A 22193-nucleotide genomic window follows, 5' to 3' on the forward strand; every position below is an offset into this window, starting at 1 on the left:
ACGCACCTGGTGGTCGGTCAGATCAGCGAGTTCATCGCCGGTCGATCGGCCAACGACACTTCGGTCGAGAACGGCTCGAACGAATCCCCTGCCACGCGGAACTGCATCAGTCCGGCACCGGAATCGACCATGCCGCACCGGTTGAGCATCGTTCCGACGATCTGCCGACTCATCGCCCCGAGTTCGACCAGCGGCCGATTGCGATGCTTTCGCACTCCCAGGTTCACCTGTCCGATGGCCTGCAGACCGAGCCGGTCGTACGTGTCGAGAAGCAGGCCGATCTCCACCCCGTAACCGGGCGCGAAGGGCACCGCCGACAACAACTCACGAGTGCCCGCGTACTCCCCGCCCAGCGGCTGAATCACGCCGGTCAACTCCGGGCGCAGCGCCGCGAGCAAGGGTCGAGCCACCAACTCGGTGACGCGTCCACCGCCGTTGGCGTCCTCGGTGCCACTGACGCGAAGTGGACGTCGGTAGTAACCCTTGACGAGATGAATGCCGTCGCCCATCAGCAGTGGTCCCAGCAGTTTCGGCACGAACGCGGGGTCGGGATTGATCAGATCGGAATCGACGAAGGCGATGAGATCACCCGTCGACGCCGCGACCGATCGCCACAGCACCTCGCCCTTGCCCGGTACCGGATCGAGCCCCGGTACTGCCTCCTCTCGACTGATGACACGGGCACCGGCCGCTTTCGCGCGCACTGCCGTCTCGTCGGTCGAGCCCGAGTCGAGCACGATCAGTTCGTCGACGAGGCCACCGAGCAACGGGTGGATGGTGTCGATGACGGCAGCCACCGTCTGTTCCTCGTTCAGCGCCGGAAGCACCACGGACACCGTGCGGCCCGCCTTGGCGGCCTCGAGCTCGGCGATGGTCCATTCGGGGGTGTCCCAGCTGTTGGTCTCGGACCACATTCGGGTCACGTCCGTTCGATCGGCCAGTGTCATGCCAGCCCCCTGACCGTCCGCGCCGGGGTTCGTCGTCCCTGGATCGCTGCCACCATGTCGACGACTCTTCTGGTCGACGCAACCTCGTGCACCCGGAACATCCGGGCTCCGCCTGCTGCGGCCAATGCTGTCGCTGCCAATGTTCCCTCCAACCGGTCGGCGAGCTCTACCCCTAGAGTCTCGCCTACGAAGTCCTTGTTGCTCAGCGCCATGAGCACAGGCCACCCGGTGTTTACAAGAACGTCCACGCGACGCAACAACTCGAGCCCGTGATAGGTGTTTTTCCCGAAATCGTGGGTCGGATCGATCAGAATCGAATCTTTCTTCACCCCCTCCGCGACGGCATTGTCGGCAGCTGCGGTGACTTCCGCGACCACATCGGCCACGACGTCGGTGTACCGAACCCGGTGCGGACGGGTCCGCGGAACGGCACCGCCGGTGTGCGAGCAGACGATCCCGACTCCCTCGGCAGCGGCGACGCGCACCAACTCGGGATCGGCTCCGGCCCAGGTGTCGTTGATCAGATCGGCTCCCACACCGCAGGCCAGGCGAGCAACCTCGCTACGCCAGGTATCGACACTGATCAGCAGATCCGGATACGCACCCCGGATCGCTTCGACGAACGGCACGACGCGGCGGATCTCCTCCGCCGCGTCGACGAGATCACCGGGGCCTGCTTTGACGCCGCCGATATCGACCATGTCGGCACCCTCGGCAACAGCCCTGTGCACGGACGCCATCGCTGCATCGTCGGAGAAATTCGCGCCCCCGTCGTAGAACGAGTCGGGGGTGCGATTGACGATCGCCATGACCAGAGCTCGATCGTCGGCGACCGGCTTACCGCACAGAGTGCTCATTCATCCATAGTGGCATTTCGGCGGAGGTGCCCGAGCGCGATGGTGTCGGCACGCACATTCGCCCAGTGCCGGGCACCACGTCCGTCGGCGTCGAGCTCGATGACGTGGAACTGTTCGAGCGCAACGGGCAGCCCCGAGGATGGCACGCCGAACAGAGGCGAGCCCGTGTGGGTTCCCTCCATCTCGACCCGCGCGGCGATGCGGTCTCCTTCCCCGAAGAGATCACCGATCGTCACGCGCAGGTCCGGCATCGCAGAACGGAACATCGCGATCGCGCCTTTGAGGTGTGCCGCCATATCCGGTTCGTCCTGTCCGAAAGCGTGCCGGTCGACAGCGCTCGGCGCGAGTGCTGCATCCACCGTCGAGAGATCACCCCGCCCGAATCCGTCCTCGAAGACCCGTCCCACTCGATCTTTCGCCTGTTGGATATCCATGACGCTCCGATTCGTTCAAGTGACACTCGGATCAATATGCATATACTCGACCCGATGACCGAAAACGTCAAGAGGACCTACAACTCCGCCGTGCGGCAACAGCAGGCCGAAGGCACCCGACTCCGCATCATCGAGGCCGCGCGCGGACTCTTCCTCGCCCACGGATACGGCACAACCTCGGTCCCGTCGATCGCCGCCGCGGCAGGTGTCTCGGCGGACACCGTCTTCCACGTCTTCAAGAACAAGCGCACGCTGCTCAGAGAAATGGTGGATCTGGACATCGGCGGAGACACCGACCCGACGCCGATCATGCAGCGCTCATCAGCATCGGCCGTGCGCGACGAACTCGATCAACGCACGCAGCTCCGCATGTTCGCGTCAGGAATCGCCGAACAGGTCGCGCGAATCAGAGCGGTCGACGACATCTTGCTCAGCGCGGCTGCCGTCGACGAGGACATCGCAGCACTACGACGCGATATCCAGGACCGACAACGCAGATCGGCGATGATGCAGATCGCCGAGTGGATCGGGGCACGTGGAGATCTGGCCGTTGACCTCGAAACGGCAGGAACCACCATCTGGGCCCTGACCAGCCCCGAAATGCACCGAATGTTGTGCGAGCGGTCGGGCTGGACGACCGACCGCTACGCACGATGGCTCGAGGCCACCCTCGCCTCGAGCTTGCTGGTTACCCCATAGGGGCCTTGCCGGCGGCAACCTCGTCGACGTAGCCGTCGTAGAACTTCTCGTAGCCACCGGACTTGCCGCGCAGCACGTGGAGTTCGCTGTCACCGTCTTCCTGGAACCCCAGCTTGCGTAGAGCGACCTTCTGGCTCTTGAACGTCGAGGTTTGCTCGAGGCTGTCGACGATGCGTACGAACAGCGGCACCGCGTAGGTCGGCAGCTTGCCGTAGAGGTGCTCGGCGAACGACTTACCGTCGAAGGACTCACCGTCGCGCAGTGTCACCGCAGCCATACCGGCCTTGCCGTCGGCACCCTCGATATCGACGCCGTAGACGACGGCCCCGTCCACTGCCGGGTGGCTACCGAGTGCACCCTCGACCTGGGTCGTGGCGACGTTCTCGCCCTTCCACCGGAACGTGTCTCCGAGCCGGTCGACGAAGGCGACGTGCATCCAGCCCTGCTTGCGAACGAGGTCGCCGGTGTCGAACCACGCGTCACCGTCCTTGAACCCGTCGCGCACCATCTTCTTCTCGGTGGCCTTGTCGTCGGAATACCCGTCGAACGGAGCCCGGTCGGTGATCTTGGACAGCAGCAGGCCCACTTCACCGTTGCCGACCTTGCGGAGCTTGCCGTCGTGGCCGCGCTTGGCCTTGCCCGACTCTTCGTCGTACTGCACCACGGCATACGGCAACGGGCAGATTCCGGCAGTCTTCTTCATGTTCAGTGCGTTGATGAAGGCGATGTTGCATTCGCTGGCACCGTAGAACTCCGCGACGCGGGAGATACCGAATCGCTCGGTGAACTCCTCCCAGATCTCCGGTCGCAGTCCGTTGCCGACGATCAGCTTGACCGAGTTGTCCCGGTCGGAATCCTTCTTCGGCTGCGTGAGCAGGTACCGGCAGAGCTCACCGATGTAGGTGAACGCCGTGGCCTTGTTGACGCGAATGTCTTCCCAGAAGTTGCTCACCGAGAACTGCTTACCGATGGCCATCGTCGCGCCGCCGGCGAGCACCGAGGACAGCGTCACCGTCAGCGCGTTGTTGTGATAAAGCGGAAGGCAGCAGTAGATGACGTCGTCGCCGCGCAGTCGCACGCCCATGTTGCCCAGGCCCGACATCGACTTGAGCCAACGGAAGTGGCTCATCAGGCTGGCCTTGGGCATGCCCGTCGTTCCCGAGGTGAAGATGTAGAACGCCTTCTCCTTGGCCTGGATCTCCGCGGTGACCGACGGGTTGGCCGTCGACGCCTTCGCGGCCAGCTCGCCGAGCTCCTTCAGCGGCAACACCGACCCGACCTTGGGCTCGCTGTCCAGAGAATCCAGCGCTTCCTGCGCGTTCTCGTCGAGGACCAGCACCTTCGCTTCGAGAATTCCGAGGCTGTGCTCGAGCACGTCGCCGCGCTGGTTGTAGTTGAGCATGCCTGCGGTGGCACCGAGCTTCACGGCAGCCAGCGCCGCGAACAGCGCCTCGGGGCGGTTCTTGCTCAGCACACCGACGACGTCGCCGCGTACGACACCCCGGTCGGTGAACACTGCGGCGTACTGATTGACCAGCGCGTTCGCGTCCTTGTAGGAGATCGACTCACCCTCGAAACGGACGAACGGTCGAGTGCTGTTCTTGGCTGCCGCGTCCTGGAAAATCAGTCCGATGGAGACCTTGTGGTCGGGCTTGCGGGTGAAGCCCGCCAGCCCCTTGAGCAGGCTCGGCACCTCCGTCACCATTTTCGGCAACGCGACCGCGAGGTCGGTCACTCCGATTTTCTGACGGGCATCGACAGCCATGAGCTCCCCTTTGAGACGATGTGAGATAACTAACCCTACTAGAGAGTAACAACTTCCAGCACTTCGTCAGGCGGGCTCGGTTGGTGAACTTTCACAACGCGCCGCACACGTCCAGGGCCTCGTCGACAGAAGTGGTGCGCACGAGCGCGTCGAGGGCTCGTTGCTGCACGAACCCGGTGGAGCTCAGACCGTCGATCCACTGCATCAGGCCGTCGAAGTGCCCGAACGGATCGAGCATCACCATCGGCTTGCTGTGCATGCCCAAATAGCCGGCCGTCCACGTCTCGAACAGTTCTTCGAGCGTTCCGATGCCGCCGGGCAACGTGATGAACGCGTCGGCTCGGTCCTCCATGATCTTCTTCCGCTCACGCATCGTGTCGGTGACGATCAACTCGTCGGCATCGACGTCGGCGACCTCGCGGTGCACGAGCGCTTTCGGGATGACACCGACGGTGTTGCCTCCGGCTGCGCGTGTCGCCGCGGCCACCGCGCCCATCATCGAGACGTTGCCGCCGCCCGATACCAGCTGCCAACCACGTCGACCGATCTCGGTACCGACCTCACGCGCCAGATCGATGAACGACGCGTCGACCGGTCCCGATGCGCAGTAGACACACACGCTGATCCCCGAAACGCCGACCGGCTGCACGCTCACTGCTGGGCCTCCCGGACGATGCGGACGGCCTCGTCGACGCTGTCGGTGCAATGGATGAGGTCGAGGTCCTTCTCGGACACCTTGCCTTCTTTCACGAGAGTGGTCTTGATCCAGTCGAGCAATCCCGACCAGAAGTCCTTGCCCAGCAACACGATCGGGAATCGTGTGACCTTCGCGGTCTGCACGAGTGTGAGCGCCTCGAAGAGTTCGTCGAGAGTACCGAAGCCTCCGGGCAGGCACACGAACGCTTGGGAGTACTTGACGAACATGGTCTTGCGTACGAAGAAGTATCGAAAATTGACACCGAGATCGACCCAGTCGTTGAGGCCCTGCTCGAACGGCAGCTCGATGCCCAGTCCGATGGAGTACCCGTCGGCCTCGCTCGCGCCGCGGTTCGCGCCCTCCATCACACCGGGACCGCCGCCGGTGATCACGGCGAAGCCTTCGCGTGCCAGAGCAGCTCCGAGTTCACGCGCCCGCTCGTATTCGGGATGGTCGACGGGTGTGCGCGCCGAACCGAACACCGTCACCGCTCGCGGCACCTCGGCCAGAGCACCGAAGCCTTCGACGAATTCGCTCTGAATGCGCAGCACGCGCCAGGTGTCCGAGTGGATCCAATTGCCGGATCCGCGTTCGTCGAGCAATCGTTGGTCCGACGTGGACGTCTCGGTGTTTCGACCGCGGCGAAGTACGACGGATCCCTTGTGTTTGGCAGGCTTTTCGCTGCCGATCTGTTCGAAACCACTGGGACCCTCGACGCTGTTCATGGCGTTCAGGCTATCCGGCGGAGAGGTAGCTCCGTAGAACCTGTGTGACGTGGGTGATCTGTTCGACCGGGACGCGCTCGTCGCGCTTGTGGGCGAGGTTGGGATCGCCCGGTCCGTAGTTGACCGCGGGTATGCCGAGGGCGGAGAACCGGGAGACGTCGGTCCAGCCGTACTTGGCCCGGAACTGTCCTCCCGCTGCCTCGATGAGGGCAGCGGCAGCGGGCTGGTTCAGCCCGGGCAGCGCACCCGGTGACGAGTCGGTCACCTCGAACCCGAGATCGAGTCCGTCGACCACCTCACGAACATGCTCGACGGCCTCGTCGACGCTGCGGTCCGGCGCGAAGCGGAAATTGACGTCGAGCTCGGCGGCATCGGGGACGACGTTGCCCGCCACCCCGCCGGCGATCCGAACAGCTTGCAGCCCTTCGCGATACACACATCCATCGATATCGACACTGCGAGCGTGGTAGGCCGCCAGGCGATTGAGCACCGCGCCGAACTTGTGAATAGCGTTGTCGCCCAGCCAGGACCGGGCACTGTGCGCTCGGGTTCCCGACGCCGTCAGCCGAACACGCAGTGTCCCTTGGCAACCGGCTTCGATGAACCCTCCGGACGGTTCGCCCAGAATCGCGACATCGGCGTTCAGCCATTCGGGTAGCTCACGCTCGATGCGACCGAGACCGTTGCGTGAGGCAGCAATCTCCTCGCAGTCGTAGAACACCAGAGTCAGGTCGTGTGCCGGGTTGTCGATCGTTGCGGCGAGGTGAAGAAACACCGCATCGCCCGACTTCATGTCGACGGTCCCGCAGCCGTGCAGGATGTCTCCCTCGGCGCTCTCGTGCTCGCGCCTCGACGGGACGTTGTCGGCAATCGGCACGGTGTCGAGATGACCGGCGAGCATCACCCGTGAACCCAGCCCGCGGTTGGTTCTCGCCAGGACGGCGTTGCCGCTGCGAATGATCTCGAAGCCAGTGGTCTGCTCGCGGAGTGCTTGCTCCACCTCGTCGGCGATACGCGCCTCGTCCTCACTGACGCTGGGGATGTCCACCAGCGCTGCGGTGAGGTCTATCGGGTCGGCATGCAAATCGAGCGTCACGGCGACAACCCTAGGCTTTGGCCCCCGGAATCTCGCGGACCACGCCGTCGAAGCCTGCGCCGAACAATCTTCCGCTCGAAAAGCCCTGCTCGGAGCGACCGTAGGAGACGACACTGGTCAACCGAGTACCGGTACCGATCACGCAGGTGACCCCCGGTGCATCGATGCGGACGACGGAACCGCCTGCATTGAGCGGCACCACCGGACGGCCGGCGGCGTCGAGAGTGAGACCGTCCGGGGCAGCCAACGAATCGAGCCCCTTCAGATCGAGCAGGTCTTCCGGTGCCGACGGATTCGCAATCGGGATTCGACTGACGCCCGCGTTCACGAACGTCCGAGAGACGTAGAGATATTTCCCAGCGGCATCGAGCACCGCGCCGTTGGCGCTCGGCAAGCGCGCCCAGCTCGGGTCGACAGAACCGTCGGGGCTGATGCGGCCGATGAGCGCACCGAAGTCGTTGGTGGCGTAGACGGTTCCGTCCGCAGCAACGGCGAGTCCATTGGCAGCACTGAGTCCCTTCGCAAAGGGAGTGACGGCAAGTGTGTCGGTGTCGAGTCGAACGATGCCGGCGGCCTTGACGACGTCTCCGACGAATACACGGGGATCGGCACCGTAGCCGACCAGGAGCGTCCCGTCGGGCATCCACGCCAGAGCTCCGCCGCCGCCGCTGGGCACCTTCGCAATGGGATACGCGGGCTGTCCAGGTGCGTCGATGCGGTACACCCGGCCCGAGACAATATCGGTGACATACGCGCGGCCCGACCCATCGACGGCAAGGCCCTCCAGCGCAGCCCCCGGAATTTTCGCGACCTCTGCCGACTTCCCGCCGACTCCGGCGCAGTTGGGTGCGGCAGTGGCGGTGCCGGAACCGGCAACTACGCCGGTCACCGCCAGGAGTGAAGCAGCGACCACCGAAATTATCGAACGCATAGCTATTGACCTGCTCGAACTCATGGAATCCCCCGCCTACGGCGACCCCCTGTCAGCCGATGGGCATTTTTACCACGCCTCGGCGACAGCCAAGCCGAAAGCGACTCCAAGAATGATGGTCGAAGCGAAGGTTGCCACCAACCCGGTGAACGACATCCCGTCGGCCATCATCGACACTGCTCCTCTTCCGAGCGAAATCCTGCGGGTGGTCATTGTCGTCACTCTGTCAGCCCACCGGCCCCGGGCCGGTCTCCGCGAATCCCGATGTGGTCACGCTCGTCAGTCGAACGGATAACGAACCGCCGTCGTGACCGAACCGGCGACTACCGCCGGTCGGTGTGCCCGGAAATCACCTGAAAACCTGCGGCACCCAGTCACCGAACCACGCACGACGCACCACCGCGTATTCTTCGAGCCGTGAGTGCACAGGGAGCAACAGCAGTAGGTATTGCCAACATCACGACGTCGGGCGTAGTTCTCGACACCTGGTTTCCGAGCCCGGAGCTCGGGTCGGGACTCGAGGCCGGCACGACTCGACTCGAAGGATCGGACATCCCCGCGGAGCTGGCCGCGCTGGTCGGTGCGGACGAGGCGCGCGGCGTCGAGGTCGTCGCAGTGCGCACCAACATCGCATCTCTGGACGATGCTCCGATCGACGCCCACGACGCGTACCTACGACTGCATCTGTTGTCGCATCGCCTGGTCGAGCCGCACGGTCAGAATCTCGACGGACTGTTCGGACTGCTCGCCAACGTCGTCTGGACCAACTTCGGACCCGCAGCGGTCGAGGGCTTCGAGACTGTGCGTGCGAAGCTACGTGCCCGCGGCCAGGTGACGGTGTACGGCGTGGACAAGTTCCCACGCCTGGTCGATTACGTCGTTCCCACCGGCGTTCGCATCGCCGACGCCGACCGCGTCCGTCTCGGCGCGCACCTCGCGAGTGGAACGACGGTCATGCACGAGGGCTTCGTCAACTTCAATGCTGGCACGCTCGGTAACTCGATGGTCGAGGGACGCATCTCCGCGGGCGTCGTGGTGGGTGACGGTTCCGACGTGGGCGGCGGTGCGTCGATCATGGGCACGCTGTCCGGTGGCGGCAAGAACGTCATCTCCGTCGGCAAGAGCTGCCTGCTCGGTGCCAACTCCGGACTCGGCATTTCACTCGGTGACGACTGCGTCGTCGAGGCGGGGCTGTACATCACCGCCGGAACGAAGGTCAGTGGACCGGATGGAACTGTGGTGAAGGCGGCGACGCTGAGCGGCAAGTCCAACCTCCTGTTCCGTCGTAACTCGCTCTCGGGTGCGGTCGAGGTTGTGCCGTGGAAGGGCACCGGCGTCGAGCTGAACGCTGCGCTGCACGCCAACGACTGAGAGCCTGATCGACTCCAATCGATCAGACGGACAATCTCTTCCAGCCCCGCACCGTGTTCTCGGTGCGGGGCTGGAGTGTTTGTGTGGGGCTGGAGCGTTCGAGGGGCCTATGCGATGTGGGGGCCGGCTCGGGCGTGGGATGGTCTCGGTTGTCGGTACGGGTCGACGGTGGCCGGCGGCACGAACCACGGGTGCTGATCGGTGCCGATGAACACTTCCCAACCGGAGTGGTGGATGAGTCGGTGGTGGAATCCACACAGGAGGACGAGGTTGTCCATGTCGGTGGGGCCACCATCGGTCCAGTGCCAGATGTGGTGGCCTTCGGTCCAGGCGGCGGGTTTTCCGCATCCCGGGAACGCGCAGCCGTGATCGCGGGCAGTCAATGCTCGTTTCTGTTTCGCGGTGACGGTACGGGCGGTGCGGGCGAGGTTCAACGGGTTGCCGTTCTCGTCCATGACGATCGCGGTGAGAAGACAATCGCAGGCGAGTTGGCGGGAAGTGTTGCGGGAGAGCGGGCCCATCCACGGCAGCCAGCCGACGGTGGTGCCGTCGCCGAACAGGTCCCGATATGCGCCACGATCCGCAGTCACCGAACCGGCCTCGTTGTTGGTTTCTGCTGTGGTGTCGATGTCGACCGGGTCGACCAGGTCTGAGTCGAATTCTGTTGTAGCGCGTGTGGTTTCGTCATCGGTGATGTCGTCACTGCTCTGGCCGGCCAGGCTCTGGAGGTCCTGCAATCGGATGTGCAGGTTGACGTGCGGCTTCTCACCGCCCTCGGTGGGGCGGTCACTGGAGGCGAGGTAGCGGTCGAGGATGTGCCCGAAGGCGTCGGCTCTGCGCTTGGCGGGGCTGCGGTCGTCTGGGGTGCCGTCTGCGGCGGGTCGGGGTTCGGTCAACGGCGAAAGCGCGGTGAGCAGCTTTTCTCCGGTGATCGCATCGAAATCCATCTTCGCCACGAGACGTCCGTTGAGGGTTTTCGAGGCGAAGAGTTCGTTGCGGTCGGTGTCTTCCGGTGGTGGCTTGTTGCCGCCGTAGGTGTCCTCGAGTTTGGTGATCGCTTCGCGGATGTTGTCGGTGCGTGCCCCGGGCCCGGTTGCTGCGGTGATCATGGCTTTACGAGCGAGATCGCGGCCCTCTTGGGGGAGGTTTTTCGGGGGTGTTTCGGCGAAGGTGAGGATCAGGGCGGCGTGGTCGACGGACATGACGCCGGTGTTCACGGCGTCGGCGATGTCGGGGAAGTTCTTCAACCCGCGAGCGAGGGCCACGATCTTGTTCGCTTTGCTCGGGGTGAGCAGGGTGGTGGAGGTCAGCCACCCTGCGGGTCCGGGGAAGCCGAGCTTCTCCCGGCTGACGCGGGTGTCGATGTCGGCGACGAGGGCGATCCGCCGGGCCTCCAACAACTGGATCTTGTGGGAGACATCAGCAGCGTCGGCGAGGAGTTCGCTCTCGCTCAGTTGCCAGATCTCCGTCGTCATGGACCAAGTGTATCGAACAAGTGTTCGACTGGCAACCATAGTGCAATCGAAAACTATTGCTGTGCATAAGGATTCGCGAGCCGGAACCTGTCGGTGGTACATGCTAAGAGGGATGACCTACTGCACGAGGGACCCCTGGTGATACAGAATCGTCCACTCCCCTGCCCGTCGCTGCCAGAGTGTCGCTCGCCGGGTGCGTCTGTCCATCTGCAGCAGCGAGTACGTCAACAGGTACGTGTCCGAGACGATCTCACGGACCTCGAATTCACTGGCTTCCCAGTCGATATCGCGGTCGCCGAACGGGTCCTCCCGATAGCGCTTTTCGAGAACGGCCCACACCTCGTCACGGTCGTATCGGGTACCGGCCGCACCGACCTCCCAGAAATCGACATCGGTCAGACGATCGAAATCTTCACGCGTGATGCCGTACTCACGGCGGTGGAAAATGGGTTCACGCCGTTCGAGCTCCGCGAGCACGGATCGCACGTCGACCATCGGCTGCCGGTCGTCAGCCGATGGTTCGGAGCGAAGCCAGTGTCTTGACCACGGCGCGCGCGGCCTCGGCACCCTTGGTTTCGAGGTGCGCGGTGAAGAAGGCGTTGTGATCGGCGTGTTCGTGGAAGTGATGTGGAGTCAGGACCACCGAGAACACGGGGACGTCGGTGTCGAGCTGCACCCGCATCAGCCCGTCGATCACCGCCGTTTCGACGAAGTCGTGTCGGTAGATTCCGCCGTCCACGACGAGCGCTGCAGCGACGATCGCCGCATACTTTCCGGTTCTGGCGAGCCGCTGCGCGTGCAGCGGGATCTCGAATGCTCCGGGCACCTCGAAGACGTCGACCGCGGTGTCGGCATGGCCCAACTGCCCGAGTTCGGCGGAGAAACCCACCCGCGCACGATCGACGATGTCCAGATGCCAGGTGGCATGGACGAAGGCAATGGATCCGGCGAGTGGAGTGGTCATGGATGCGATGCTAGCGGTATCGCTCGTCGAGCAAGTCGAGTGTTGCGCCATCGAATTCGCCGGAGAAATACTTCTGCAACACTTCGACGAAAACGGACTGCCCCTTGGTAGCTTCGGCGAAAAGCGTCATGGACGAGTGCAGCTTCAGATTGTCCGGGTAACCGAAGATCTTGTCGACCGTGCTGCCCTCGACCGCAACAGTGAGCTGCGCGGCTTTCTTCAGGCGTGGCCCGAGAACTTCGTGGGACAGGTACAGCTCGGCCTCGGTCAGGTCTGCGATGCCGAAGTGCTGAGCGGTGGCACTACGGCCCAGGCCGGCCAACTGCGGAAACACGAACCACATCCAGTGCGTCTGCTTCCGACCTGCCTTCAACTCCTTGACCACGACGTTCCAGACGGGATCCTGGGCGTCGACGAAGCGTTGCAGGTCGTATTCGGTCATACCGACAACTTAGCGACACAGGAGTGGAGCCCGCGGAATGACCCGATGGTGGGAGTGGATCCCGCGGAATGACCCGATGGCGGGAGTGGAGCCTGCGGAATGACCCGATGGTTGGGAGTGGAGCCTGCGGAACGACCCGGTCAGGTGAATCCGCGGAGCAGGGTGTCGACCGTGGCGTCGAGTAGGTCATCGGCAGGCATGCCGTCGAGGAGGTCGCCGGCGGCGAGCACGGCGAGTCCGTGGACGCTCGCGAACGCGACGCGGGCGAGGACGGCAGGCGATGCTTCGGTGATGACTCCCGCGTCCATCGCAGCGTGCAGCAAGGATTCCGTCGCCGCCATGCTTTCGTGCGCAACGTCTTTGAGTTGTTCGCTGGCCTCGGGGTGATGCTTGGTGCTGTACATGACGTCCAAGAGCTGCGGGTGTTCGACTGCAAAACCCAGGTAGGCGCGGGCGACACCACGAAACTTGGCCAGCAGCTCTCCCGGCCCGGTGGCCGCGTCGACCATTCGGCGATTCATTTCCTGAAAGCCGTGCAGCGCCAACGCATCCAGCAGTGCTTGCTTGTCGCGGAAGTGGCGCGCGGGCGCTGCGTGACTGACACCCACGTCTCGGGCCAACTGCCGCAGCGACAGCGCATCTACGCCGTCGCGGGCGATGCTCCGCTCGGCCTCCTCCAGGAGCACCGCGCGCAGATCACCGTGGTGGTAGCGCTCCGTTGCCATGGACTCACCTTAGGCGATGTTGGCGTTGACAACAATGCTGACAGTGCCTACATTTGCTCGCATGACATCCACAGCACTCATCACCGGGGCGAGCTCCGGCCTCGGCGAGGAATTCGCACATCGCTTTGCCGCACGCGGCGAGAACGTCGTCCTCGTGGCACGCCGGGCGGACCGACTCGAGGCACTTGCCCGCCGCATCGAAGCAGACCACGGCGTCACCGCGACCGCCGTCGCCATGGACCTGGGCGTACCGGGCATCGGCGAGTCACTACGAAAGAAACTGGCCGACAAAGGGATAACACCCACGACGCTGATCAACAATGCAGGATTCGGGACCCACGGGCGCTTTCGCGACGAGGATCCGGCGCGGGTGGCGTCGGAAATCGCATTGAACGTCAGCGCGCTGGTGGATCTGACACATGCGTTTCTGCCGAATCTGACCGGAGCGTTGATCAACATCGCGAGTACCGCTGCGTACCAGCCCACTCCGAACATGGCGGTATACGGGGCGACGAAGGCGTTCGTACTGAACTTCACCGAGGCGCTCGCCTACGAGTACCGCACGTCACCGCTGAAGATCATCGCTCTCTCCCCCGGCCCGACGCGCACCGAGTTCTTCGACGTCGTCGGATCCGAGGATGCCGCAGTGGGCAACTTCCAGACCTCCGAGCAGGTGGTCTCGACGGCTATGCGCGCCTTGGACTCTCGCCGTACCCCTGCCAGCGTCGTGTCCGGTCTGTCCAACAAGATCAGCGCCGGCAGTGTGCGTCTCGCGCCACGCTCGTTGGCCGCATTGATCAGCGGTCGCCTACTGAAGGCCTGACCTCTAACCCCGCGTTCGACGCGAATCGATTACTCCCGTGTCGAATCCGGCCAAATGCAGTCCGCCGTGGAAGCGGGCGTGTTCGATCTTGAGGCACCGGTCCATGACGACGTTCAGTCCCGCCGCCTCGGCGTCGTGGGCCACCTGCTCGTGCCACAACCCGAGCTGCAACCAGATCGTCTTCGCCTGCGCGGCAATGGTTTCGCTCAACACCTCCGGGAGATCGTCGTACTTGCGAAAGACGTCGACCAGGTCCGGACTCTTCGGTAGATCCGCGAGAGTCGGATAGACGGTCGTTCCTTCGATGTCCGAGACCGTCGGATTGACGAGAAATATTTCGTAGTTGCTTGTCGAGGACAGATACCGATTGACGAAATAGCTTGCTCGCGACGGGTTCTTGGACGCACCGACGATCGCGACGGTTTTCGTCTCACGCAAGATCCGCTGACGGTCCTGAGCGGAGGGTCCCTGCCAGGTTCGTTCGCTCATGACCGCGCCTTCCCGGTTGCCAGCGTCAAGGCCTGATCGAGATCCCACAGCAGGTCCTCACCGTCTTCGAGGCCGACACTGATCCGAATGAGTTCGGGCCCCACCCCCGCGCCGGCCAGTTGATCATCGCTGAGCTGTCGGTGGGTGGTGCTGGCCGGGTGGATGACCAGGGTGCGTACGTCGCCGATGTTCGCGACGTGACTGGCCACCTGGACGCTCTCGACAAACGTTCGGCCGGCGTCGCGACCACCTTCGATGCCGAATGCGAACACCGCGCCCGGACCCGAGGGCAGATATTTCGCGGCGCGATCGTGGTGCGAATGACGCTGCAATCCAGCCCATCTCACGTACTCGATGCGTGGGTCCGACTCGAGCCACTCGGCGACGACGCGCGCATTGGCCACGTGCGCGTCCATGCGCTGCGGCAACGTCTCGACGCCCTGGATCAGCGTGAAGGCAGAGTGCGGAGCCAGTGCTGCACCGATGTCGCGCAGTTGCTCACTGCGCAGTTTGGTGAGAAATCCGTACTCCCCGAAGTTGCCCCACCACGACAGGCCCCCGTACGAGGCCACCGGCTCGGTCATCTGCGGGAACTTGCCTCGGCCCCAATCGAATCGACCGGATTCCACCACGACGCCGCCGAGCGTGGAGCCGTGACCGCCGAGGAACTTCGTTGCCGAGTGGATGACGAGGTCGGCTCCGAACTCGATCGGCCGGCTCAACCACGGTGTCGCCATCGTCGCGTCGACCACCAGCGGGATCCCATGATCGTGCGCGACCGCGGCGAGACCCTCGAGATCGGCGATCTCACCGGAGGGGTTCCCGATGACCTCCGCGTAGATCAACTTGGTCGAATCTGTTACCGCCGCCGCATAATCGGCCGGGTCCGTGCCGGGAACGAAGGTGGTCTCGACGCCGAAGCGCCGCAGTGTGACGTCGAGTTGCGTCACGGTTCCGCCGTAGAGTCCGGCTGCCGCGACGATGTGATCACCGGTGCCGGCCAGCGCGGCGAACACCGCGAACTCGGCCGCGAGCCCGCTGGCGAACGCGACCGCCCCGATGCCGCCTTCGAGGCTCGCGATGCGCTCCTCGAAGGCGGCGACCGTCGGATTACCGATGCGGCTGTAGACGTTGCCGTACTTCTGCAGAGCGAACAGATCCCCTGCGTCAGCAGAATCCTCGAACACGTAGCTCGCAGTTTGATAGATCGGCACCGCACGCGAACCGGTTGCCGAGTCGGGCCGCGCGCCGGCGTGAATTGCTCTGGTACGCAGGCCGAATGTTCGCTCGCTCATGACGTCAGGCCGTTTCGAGGACGGTGTGGATCGGCGTGGGGTTACGCGTGAGATCCAGTACCGGGCAGTGATCGTCCACGGCCTGCTGCAATTCCTCGTACCGCTCACGGGTCTCGGGCCCGGTGACCGTCACGACGACGCGCACCTCACCGAATCCCGGCCGCACGTCGTCGTCGAACCCGAAGAAGCCACGTACGTCGAGGTCGCCCTCGGCCTTCGCCTTGATGTCGTCGACGACGATACCGAGCTTCTCGGCCCAGACGCGGTAGGTGACCACCTGGCAGGACAGCAGCGACGCGAGGTAGTACTCCACGGGATTGGCGGCCGTGTTCTCACCGCCGAGGGCCGGCGGCTCGTCGACCTCGACGCTGAACTTGCCGAGTGTGACGGTGCTGGCGACGGCATCGTGCGCGGTGGCGGAGGCACGGAATACAGCGTGAGCGTTCTTCGCGTCCGCGCGTACTGCGTCGTCGGTGGCAGCGATGACGCCGCCGAGGTGGGAGACAGATGTGGTCATGAGTGATCCTGTTCGTAGAAAGAGGTTGCCGGAACGACCCGAGGAGCGCGTGGAGCTCGTCGGGGCTGGGTTCGATCGACAGTTACGAACAGGAAGAAGTGCAGACCAGGCACAGATCGATGGTGCGACGACGCACGAGCCTTCTGCCCGCGTCGGTCACATGTGTCTCGGTCACGGTGCCGACAATAGCCTAAGAGAACTGGTCTGCGCCGACGTCGGTTTCGTCGTCGGTGATCGCGGCGACGATCCGTGCTGCCACTGCCTCGGGCGTCAGGCCCTGCGGTAGTTTCGGTGCCTGCCCGGCGATCGGCCGCGTCGCCAGCCCCGTCTCGGTGTGCGGAGGCCGCACGTCGACGATACGGATCTTCGACTTCCGGGCCTCTGTGCGAACACTTTTCACCAGCGCACTCGCCGCGGCCTTGCTCGCCGAGTAGGCACCCATGTTGGGCATCGGCTTGTCTGCGACCACCGCACTGATGTTGAGCACGAATCCACCCTGATCCAGAGTGGTCAGCGCTTCACGCATGATGCGCAGCGGTGCCAGGTAGTTGAGCAGCAGCAACTCGTCGACGGTGTCGTCGTCGACCTCGGTGACCGAGCCGAACGCCACGACACCGGCGGCGATCACGATCCCGTCCAGCCCACCGTGGTGGTCGACGGCCTGCGCGATCACCGAGCGAGCCGAATCCGGGAGCGTCAGATCGGCATTCACCGTGTGATGCTCCGCGGACTCGAGGCTGCGTCCGCTGATGGTAAGCCGCGCGCCGGCCTCCGCGAGTTGCTCGACGATCGGACCGCCGAGCCCGCCACTGGCACCGAATACGAGAATGCGTGCGCCGTCCAGGTTCATGACTCGAAGCTAGCGCGTTTCACCCGACCCGCGCTCACAACGCGGAGTCAGCCGAGGAGCTTCTTCTGCACCTTGCCCATGGCATTGCGCGGCAGTGAGTCGACGACGCGAATCTCCCGGGGCCGCTTGTGGATCGACAGTTCGGTGGCCACCAGGTCGATGAGCACTCGATCCTCGACCTCGGTACCGACGACGAACGCCACGATGCGTTGACCCAGATCATCATCCGGCAGGCCGACGACAGCTACTTCGTCCACGCTCGGGTGGTTAAGCAACACCGTCTCGATCTCCCCCGCGCCGACGCGATACCCGCCGGACTTGATCAGGTCGGTCGAGGCTCGCCCGACGATCCGGTGGAACCCGTCGGGCTCGATGAGCGCGACGTCTCCGGTGTCGAACCACCCGTCCTCGGTGTAGGTCTTCGCCGTCGCCTCGGGGTTGTTCAGGTAGCCGTCGAACAACATAGGGCAGCGGATCTGCAATGCGCCGATGGATTCGCCGTCGTGCGGCAGGATGTCGCCCTGCTCACCGAGCAATCTGGTCTCGACGCCTGCGACGGGCAGTCCCACCGATCCTGGTCGACGTTCACCGTCGGCGCGGGTGCTGATGGTGATCAGGGTCTCGCTCATGCCGTACCGCTCGATGGGAGCCTGACCGGTGAACTCACGCAGCTTCTCGAACACCGGAACCGGGAGCGGCGCACTGCCGGACACCAGCAACCGGGCGTGGGCCAGGGCGCGGGCGGACGTCTCATCCGCGGCGACGCGCGACCACACCGTCGGCACCCCGAAATACAGAGAACCCCGCGCTGCCGCATAGAGCTCGGGAGTCGGTTTGCCGGTGTGGATCAGCGGGCTGCCGACTCGCAGTGGGCCGAGCAACCCGAGAATCAGTCCGTGCACGTGAAACAGCGGAAGACCGTGCACCAGAGTGTCTTTCCACGTCCAGCTCCAGGCCTGCGCCAACGCGTCGAGCCCGGCCGCGATGGCGCTGCGAGAAATCAGCACACCTTTCGGTGGGCCGGTGGTGCCGGAGGTGTAGAGCACGAACGCGATCGACGACGGCTGCGGCTCGGGGTAGCTGTGCCACGACCGTGCGTGCTGACGCACCGGCAGAACCGTCAGACCCGCGGTGTCCGGCGGCGCTTCGCCGAGCCACGCCTGCGCACCCGAATCGCGGAGGATGTGCTCACGTTCGGCCGAGCCTGCATCCGGTGGGACGGGAACAACGGTGACTCCGGCAATCATCGCACCGACGACGGCGAGGACCGTTTTCACCGATGGCGTCGCGTGGATGGCGAGCCGATCTGCCCGGCCGATGCGCTCGGCTACGGAAGTCGCCGCTCCCAGGATGTCGGCACGAGAGAGCGAGATGCCGTCGATGGTGACGGCGTCGGGAATATCGTCTCCCCGCGCAACGGCGAGTGGGTTCAGTGAACGAAGCAGCACATGGCTACCGTACAGACATGGACGTGGACGGAATCGACACCGGCGACTACGCCGAGTACATGACGGTCGCCGCCGGTGACCTGCAGGCGGGTGTCTATCTGATCGGAACCGACGCCGAACAGGACGTCGATTCCGAAGACGACCTCGACCTGGACCTCGAGGACGAGGACTCCGACGACGAGGACATCGACCTCGCGCACGTCAGTGACGGAGCGCCGCGACTGGTCTACTCGGTGCAGTCCGACGATTTCTGGACGCGAGTGGAGTTGGCCGACCTCCGAGCGACTCAGCTCTACGAGGAGGCGCACGCGCGCAACCCCGAGGTCAACGCCGAACCGAAGCGTTTCACCACCATCGAAGCCTTCGGCAGCAACGAATTGGTCTACATCCTGCGCATCAGGCGCGGCGGATGGGACGTCGGGGAGCCGGACCTCGACTGACGGTCCACCGCAACTAGGCCGAAGACGCCACCGTTCCGATTCCGAGGGCGACGAGGAATCCAGCGCTGATGCGGTCCAGCCAGTCGGTCACGGCCGGTTTACGCAGCAGCGTCACAGCGCGTGAGGCGAGAACGGAGAACACTCCCATCACCACGGCAGCGACAACCACCTCGACCAGACCGAGCGTCATGGCACCGGTGAACGTGACGACGGTGAGGAACTGCGGTACCACCGCGAGGTAGAACAGTCCGACCTTCGGGTTGAGCGCGCACGAGAGAACTCCGGCACCGAACGCCGACCACGCGGACGCAGCGACAGGCAGGAGCGGCTCGCCGTCCACCTTGTTCTTACGTCGCGCCCGGAAAGCCTTCACGCCCAGATACAGCAGGTACAACCCACCGAGAACTTTGACGACGCGGTATGCCGTCGCGGATTGCTCGACGATCGCCGCCAACCCGACGGCCACCAGCACGGCCCAGAACAGTCCGCCGATCGCGACACCCATCGCCGCAGCGACGCCTGGCTTGAGGCCGCCGATGCTGTAGCGGAGCACCAGAAACGAATCCGGCCCGGGCAGAATCGCCAGCAGAAAGCACACACCGGCGAAGCTGAGCAGCAGGCTGAGGGTCATGGGTACATGAGAACACCCGATCCGAGCAGGGGCCAACTGAGCTCGGTGTCCACTATTCGTATCGAGAACCGGGATCCCGTCGATCGGGCCGAATAGTGGACACTCAGCGCACCTCGAGCTCACACGCTTCAGCGGCGTCAGCGGGGCCGAAGCCAACTGAGGTGAGTGTCCACAATTCGAGTCGAGCGACGGGATCCCGATCGCCAGGCTCAATAGTGGACACTCAGCGCACTACAACACTCAGCGCACCAGGAAGCTCGGCTAACCGCGCAGGCGAGCCGCCGCAGCCTCGATGCGCTCGTCCGTCGCAGTCAGTGCGATGCGGACGTGTTTGCCACCGTTCGGTCCGTAGAACTCTCCCGGTGCGGCGAGGATGCCGCGTTCGGCGAGCCAGTCGACGGTGTCGCGGCACGGCTCGTCGCGGGTGGCCCACAGGTACAACCCGGCCTCCGAGTGGTCGACGCGGAATCCGGCTGCCTCGACGGCAGACTTCAAAGTCGTTCGACGGGCGCGGTATCGCTCTCGCTGGATGTTTTCGTGCTCGTCGTCGGCCAGGGCCGCGGTCATGGCGGCCTGAATGGGCAGCGGCACCATCATGCCTGCGTGCTTGCGGACCTCGAGCAACTCGGCGATCAGGGCCGCGTCGCCGGTGACGAAACCGGCGCGGTAGCTGGCCAGATTCGACGTCTTCGAAAGTGAGTGCACAGCAAGGAGGTTGGTGTGATCGCCGTCGCAGACGCGCGGGTCGAGCACCGAGACGGCGTCGGCTTCCCAGGTCAGACCCAGGTAGCATTCGTCGGAGACGACGATAGCGTCGCGCTCTCGTGCCCAATCCACGACCTTGCGAAGGTGGTCGATACCGAGCACCTTGCCGGTCGGATTGGACGGCGAGTTGACGAAGATCAGCGAGGCGCGTTCGGGGCCGAGACGATTCAGTCCGTCTGCACGAAGAATTCGTGCACCGGCGAGCAGCGCACCCACTTCGTATGTGGGATACGCCAATTCGGGGATGACGACAAGATCATCGGCACCCAGACCCAGCAGACTCGGCAACCAGGCGATCATTTCCTTGGTGCCGATGGCCGGAAGCACCGCGTCGGTCGAGATACCGGTGATCGAGTAGCGACGTTCGAGCGACGCCACCGCGGCCTCCCGCAGCGCGGCGGTACCGACGGTCGTCGGGTAACCGGGCTCGTCGGCCACCGAGTTCAACGCGACCCGAATCACCTCGGCGACCGGGTCGACGGGCGTGCCGACGGACAGATTCACGATGCCGTCCGGGTGCGCCGACGCCTTCTCCTTGGCAGCGGTCAGCGAGTCCCACGGAAAGTCGGGCAGCGTCGCTGCCACCGCTCTACGTGCCAAGGCGTCAGTTCTCGCCCATGGGAGGCAGAGCCTTGATGAACGGCGGGTCGTAGTCGGTCTTGCCGAGTTTCGCTGCGCCACCGGGAGATCCGAGATCGTCGAAGAAATCGACGTTGGCGCTGACGTATGCACTCCACTGCTCGGGCACGTCGTCTTCGTAGAAGATGGCCTCGACGGGGCACACGGGTTCGCAGGCTCCGCAGTCGACGCATTCGTCGGGGTGGATGTACAGCATTCGGTTACCCTCGTAGATGCAATCCACCGGGCACTCTTCGATGCACGCTTTGTCCAGTACATCTACGCACGGTTCTGCAATCGAGTAGGTCACTGCTGCTCTCCCCTCCTTGTATAGATCGTGGGCGCTCTCGCGCCCTCAGCATCCTAGTATCGCGGTCCGAACCTGGGACAATCCGACCAGGGTGACCTCACCTGCTCCGGCCTGCTATCGCCGGAGCTGCTTCGCGGGCTGGGCCACCGAAGCCGACGCCGTCTTGTGGGCGGCGAGCCACTTGCGTCCCTGCTTGGCAGCGCGCGACAGTGCGCCCCGCTCACCGAGATATCCGGCGACGCCACCGACGAGCGGGATGGCTCCGAGTACCCGATAGAACCCGCGTGGATGCGGGCGCTTCTCCAACTCGCCTGCCACGTCACGCAGCACGTTGGCGATCTGCCACATTCCGCGCAGCAGTGCGAACGGGCCGGATTTCGGCGATTCTTCCTTCTTCGCAGGAGCACTGTCGGCCAAGGACGTCAGGTCACGCTTGCACAGCACCGACCCGAGCAGCGCCACGTGCGTCTCGCGGTCGGTCACTCCGGATTCGCGAGCCACGGCGACGAGCACCATCGCCTGGTTGGCGAACCCGAGCAGATCCTGGATCGGCAAACGGTTGACCAGGATGCCGAAGACGCCGGGGAAGGCGACGGCGACAGTGTTGAGAGCTCCGATGCGATTGACCCACCACTGCGAACGAGCATCACTGTCGAGCTTCTCCCAGCCGGCGGTACCCGGGAAGTCGGTGGTGTCGAACGCCTTGGCCAGGAAGTCGATGACGTTGTCGAGGGTCGAATCGTCCGCGGAGGACTCGCGGAACGTCCGTCCTTTCAGTCCGATCGGGTCACGTGTGGCCAGGATGTCGAGCACGGGATGAATGATGGCGACGGCACTGCTCAGTACCGCGGCGACTCGACGGTCGTCCATGTCGGGCAA

27 protein-coding genes are annotated in these 22193 nt (G+C 64.4%); 4 read left to right on the forward strand and 23 right to left on the reverse strand.

From position 1 onward, the window contains the following. Positions 1-17: 17 nt before the first annotated feature. Genes AB0O58_RS00320 through AB0O58_RS00330 form a run of 3 tightly spaced genes read right to left on the reverse strand, consistent with a single transcriptional unit; the run spans position 18 to position 2238 of the window. Positions 18-947: a glucosyl-3-phosphoglycerate synthase gene (locus AB0O58_RS00320; protein ID WP_032386312.1), complete on the reverse strand. Its 930-nt coding sequence runs from the start codon at positions 945-947 to the stop codon at positions 18-20. Further along, positions 944-1804, reverse strand: a complete 861-nt coding sequence (folP, locus tag AB0O58_RS00325) for a dihydropteroate synthase (protein ID WP_032375486.1) — start codon at positions 1802-1804, stop codon at positions 944-946. Before folP ends, AB0O58_RS00320 begins: the two co-directional genes overlap by 4 nt. After that, positions 1801-2238, reverse strand: a complete 438-nt coding sequence (locus AB0O58_RS00330; RefSeq protein WP_366237710.1) for an ester cyclase — start codon at positions 2236-2238, stop codon at positions 1801-1803. The genes folP and AB0O58_RS00330 overlap by 4 nt, the downstream gene beginning before the upstream one ends. A 54-nt stretch (positions 2239-2292) precedes the next feature. Between AB0O58_RS00330 and AB0O58_RS00335 the strand changes: the two genes are divergently transcribed. Then, positions 2293-2937, forward strand: coding sequence for a TetR/AcrR family transcriptional regulator (locus AB0O58_RS00335; RefSeq protein ID WP_051365251.1), 645 nt, complete (start codon positions 2293-2295; stop codon positions 2935-2937). On the opposite strand, the gene AB0O58_RS00340 is transcribed toward AB0O58_RS00335, so the two are convergent. The 6 genes from AB0O58_RS00340 to AB0O58_RS00365 all read right to left on the reverse strand — a co-directional run bounded on the left by AB0O58_RS00340 (position 2927) and on the right by AB0O58_RS00365 (position 8364). Then, entirely contained in the window at positions 2927-4702 is a 1776-nt protein-coding gene (locus tag AB0O58_RS00340; RefSeq protein WP_032400861.1) for a long-chain-acyl-CoA synthetase, read from the reverse strand. The genes AB0O58_RS00335 and AB0O58_RS00340 overlap by 11 nt on opposite strands. 91 nt (positions 4703-4793) lie before the next feature. Continuing rightward, entirely contained in the window at positions 4794-5357 is a 564-nt protein-coding gene (locus AB0O58_RS00345; RefSeq protein ID WP_230074810.1) for a TIGR00730 family Rossman fold protein, read from the reverse strand. Beyond that, positions 5354-6124 (reverse strand): TIGR00730 family Rossman fold protein, encoded by a 771-nt coding sequence (locus AB0O58_RS00350; protein ID WP_051365252.1) that lies wholly within the window; start codon positions 6122-6124, stop codon positions 5354-5356. Before AB0O58_RS00350 ends, AB0O58_RS00345 begins: the two co-directional genes overlap by 4 nt. Before the next feature lie 10 nt (positions 6125-6134). Further along, the gene (gene dapE, locus AB0O58_RS00355; protein WP_032365377.1) at positions 6135-7220 is read right to left on the reverse strand and encodes a succinyl-diaminopimelate desuccinylase; all 1086 of its coding nucleotides are present in this window, start codon (positions 7218-7220) and stop codon (positions 6135-6137) included. 10 nt (positions 7221-7230) lie between these two features. Continuing rightward, a complete protein-coding gene (locus AB0O58_RS00360) occupies positions 7231-8151 on the reverse strand; it encodes a hypothetical protein (RefSeq protein ID WP_366237711.1) in 921 nt (306 codons plus the stop codon). Positions 8152-8220: 69 nt separating this feature from the next. Beyond that, complete coding sequence (locus AB0O58_RS00365; RefSeq protein WP_155289653.1) at positions 8221-8364, reverse strand: hypothetical protein; 144 nt, start codon at positions 8362-8364, stop codon at positions 8221-8223. A gap of 204 nt (positions 8365-8568) precedes the next feature. Between AB0O58_RS00365 and dapD the strand changes: the two genes are divergently transcribed. Beyond that, entirely contained in the window at positions 8569-9522 is a 954-nt protein-coding gene (dapD, locus tag AB0O58_RS00370; RefSeq protein ID WP_027498065.1) for a 2,3,4,5-tetrahydropyridine-2,6-dicarboxylate N-succinyltransferase, read from the forward strand. 107 nt (positions 9523-9629) lie between these two features. Here the strand turns inward: dapD and AB0O58_RS00375 are convergent, their stop codons facing one another. The 5 genes from AB0O58_RS00375 to AB0O58_RS00395 all read right to left on the reverse strand — a co-directional run bounded on the left by AB0O58_RS00375 (position 9630) and on the right by AB0O58_RS00395 (position 13128). Beyond that, the gene (locus AB0O58_RS00375) at positions 9630-10997 is read right to left on the reverse strand and encodes a DUF222 domain-containing protein (protein ID WP_366237712.1); all 1368 of its coding nucleotides are present in this window, start codon (positions 10995-10997) and stop codon (positions 9630-9632) included. Between the two features lie 117 nt (positions 10998-11114). Next, positions 11115-11492, reverse strand: coding sequence for a DUF4440 domain-containing protein (locus tag AB0O58_RS00380; protein WP_366237713.1), 378 nt, complete (start codon positions 11490-11492; stop codon positions 11115-11117). Positions 11493-11505: 13 nt separating this feature from the next. Further along, positions 11506-11961, reverse strand: coding sequence for a 6,7-dimethyl-8-ribityllumazine synthase (locus tag AB0O58_RS00385; protein WP_032375463.1), 456 nt, complete (start codon positions 11959-11961; stop codon positions 11506-11508). 10 nt (positions 11962-11971) lie between these two features. Next, on the reverse strand, positions 11972-12403 hold the full coding sequence (locus AB0O58_RS00390) for a DUF1810 domain-containing protein (RefSeq protein WP_032375462.1): 432 nt from the start codon (positions 12401-12403) through the stop codon (positions 11972-11974). A 140-nt stretch (positions 12404-12543) separates the two neighbouring features. Beyond that, on the reverse strand, positions 12544-13128 hold the full coding sequence (locus tag AB0O58_RS00395; RefSeq protein WP_032390519.1) for a TetR/AcrR family transcriptional regulator: 585 nt from the start codon (positions 13126-13128) through the stop codon (positions 12544-12546). Positions 13129-13189: 61 nt separating this feature from the next. Here AB0O58_RS00395 and AB0O58_RS00400 point away from each other — a divergent pair, with 61 nt between their 5' ends. Continuing rightward, entirely contained in the window at positions 13190-13951 is a 762-nt protein-coding gene (locus AB0O58_RS00400; protein ID WP_366237714.1) for an SDR family oxidoreductase, read from the forward strand. Between the two features lie 3 nt (positions 13952-13954). On the opposite strand, the gene AB0O58_RS00405 is transcribed toward AB0O58_RS00400, so the two are convergent. The 5 genes from AB0O58_RS00405 to AB0O58_RS00425 all read right to left on the reverse strand — a co-directional run bounded on the left by AB0O58_RS00405 (position 13955) and on the right by AB0O58_RS00425 (position 18550). Beyond that, positions 13955-14440 carry a CoA-binding protein gene (locus tag AB0O58_RS00405; RefSeq protein WP_032365367.1) on the reverse strand — a complete coding sequence of 162 codons (486 nt, stop codon included), beginning with the start codon at positions 14438-14440 and terminating at the stop codon, positions 13955-13957. Continuing rightward, entirely contained in the window at positions 14437-15735 is a 1299-nt protein-coding gene (locus AB0O58_RS00410) for an O-acetylhomoserine aminocarboxypropyltransferase/cysteine synthase family protein (protein ID WP_366237715.1), read from the reverse strand. Before AB0O58_RS00410 ends, AB0O58_RS00405 begins: the two co-directional genes overlap by 4 nt. A gap of 4 nt (positions 15736-15739) precedes the next feature. Continuing rightward, positions 15740-16252, reverse strand: coding sequence for an OsmC family protein (locus AB0O58_RS00415; RefSeq protein WP_027498074.1), 513 nt, complete (start codon positions 16250-16252; stop codon positions 15740-15742). Between the two features lie 190 nt (positions 16253-16442). Next, on the reverse strand, positions 16443-17102 hold the full coding sequence (locus tag AB0O58_RS00420; protein ID WP_283541925.1) for an SDR family oxidoreductase: 660 nt from the start codon (positions 17100-17102) through the stop codon (positions 16443-16445). Between the two features lie 47 nt (positions 17103-17149). Next, positions 17150-18550, reverse strand: a complete 1401-nt coding sequence (locus AB0O58_RS00425) for an acyl-CoA synthetase (RefSeq protein ID WP_196251036.1) — start codon at positions 18548-18550, stop codon at positions 17150-17152. 17 nt (positions 18551-18567) lie between these two features. Between AB0O58_RS00425 and AB0O58_RS00430 the strand changes: the two genes are divergently transcribed. Further along, positions 18568-18990, forward strand: coding sequence for a hypothetical protein (locus AB0O58_RS00430; RefSeq protein WP_032400873.1), 423 nt, complete (start codon positions 18568-18570; stop codon positions 18988-18990). Positions 18991-19003: 13 nt separating this feature from the next. Here AB0O58_RS00430 and AB0O58_RS00435 read toward each other — a convergent pair whose 3' ends face one another. The 4 genes from AB0O58_RS00435 to AB0O58_RS00450 form a co-directional block, all read right to left on the reverse strand. Next, complete coding sequence (locus AB0O58_RS00435; protein ID WP_032390332.1) at positions 19004-19621, reverse strand: LysE family translocator; 618 nt, start codon at positions 19619-19621, stop codon at positions 19004-19006. A gap of 261 nt (positions 19622-19882) precedes the next feature. Continuing rightward, positions 19883-20986 (reverse strand): succinyldiaminopimelate transaminase, encoded by a 1104-nt coding sequence (gene dapC / locus AB0O58_RS00440; RefSeq protein ID WP_363798627.1) that lies wholly within the window; start codon positions 20984-20986, stop codon positions 19883-19885. Between the two features lie 4 nt (positions 20987-20990). Then, positions 20991-21314: a ferredoxin gene (fdxA, locus tag AB0O58_RS00445; protein ID WP_027498080.1), complete on the reverse strand. Its 324-nt coding sequence runs from the start codon at positions 21312-21314 to the stop codon at positions 20991-20993. 114 nt (positions 21315-21428) lie between these two features. Next, the gene (locus AB0O58_RS00450; RefSeq protein WP_027498081.1) at positions 21429-22184 is read right to left on the reverse strand and encodes a hypothetical protein; all 756 of its coding nucleotides are present in this window, start codon (positions 22182-22184) and stop codon (positions 21429-21431) included. Positions 22185-22193: the final 9 nt, after the last annotated feature.

The sequence above is a fragment of the Rhodococcus sp. NPDC080181 genome, assembly GCF_040702225.1.
In the GTDB taxonomy this organism is placed as follows: Bacteria; Actinomycetota; Actinomycetes; order Mycobacteriales; family Mycobacteriaceae; genus Rhodococcoides; species Rhodococcoides fascians.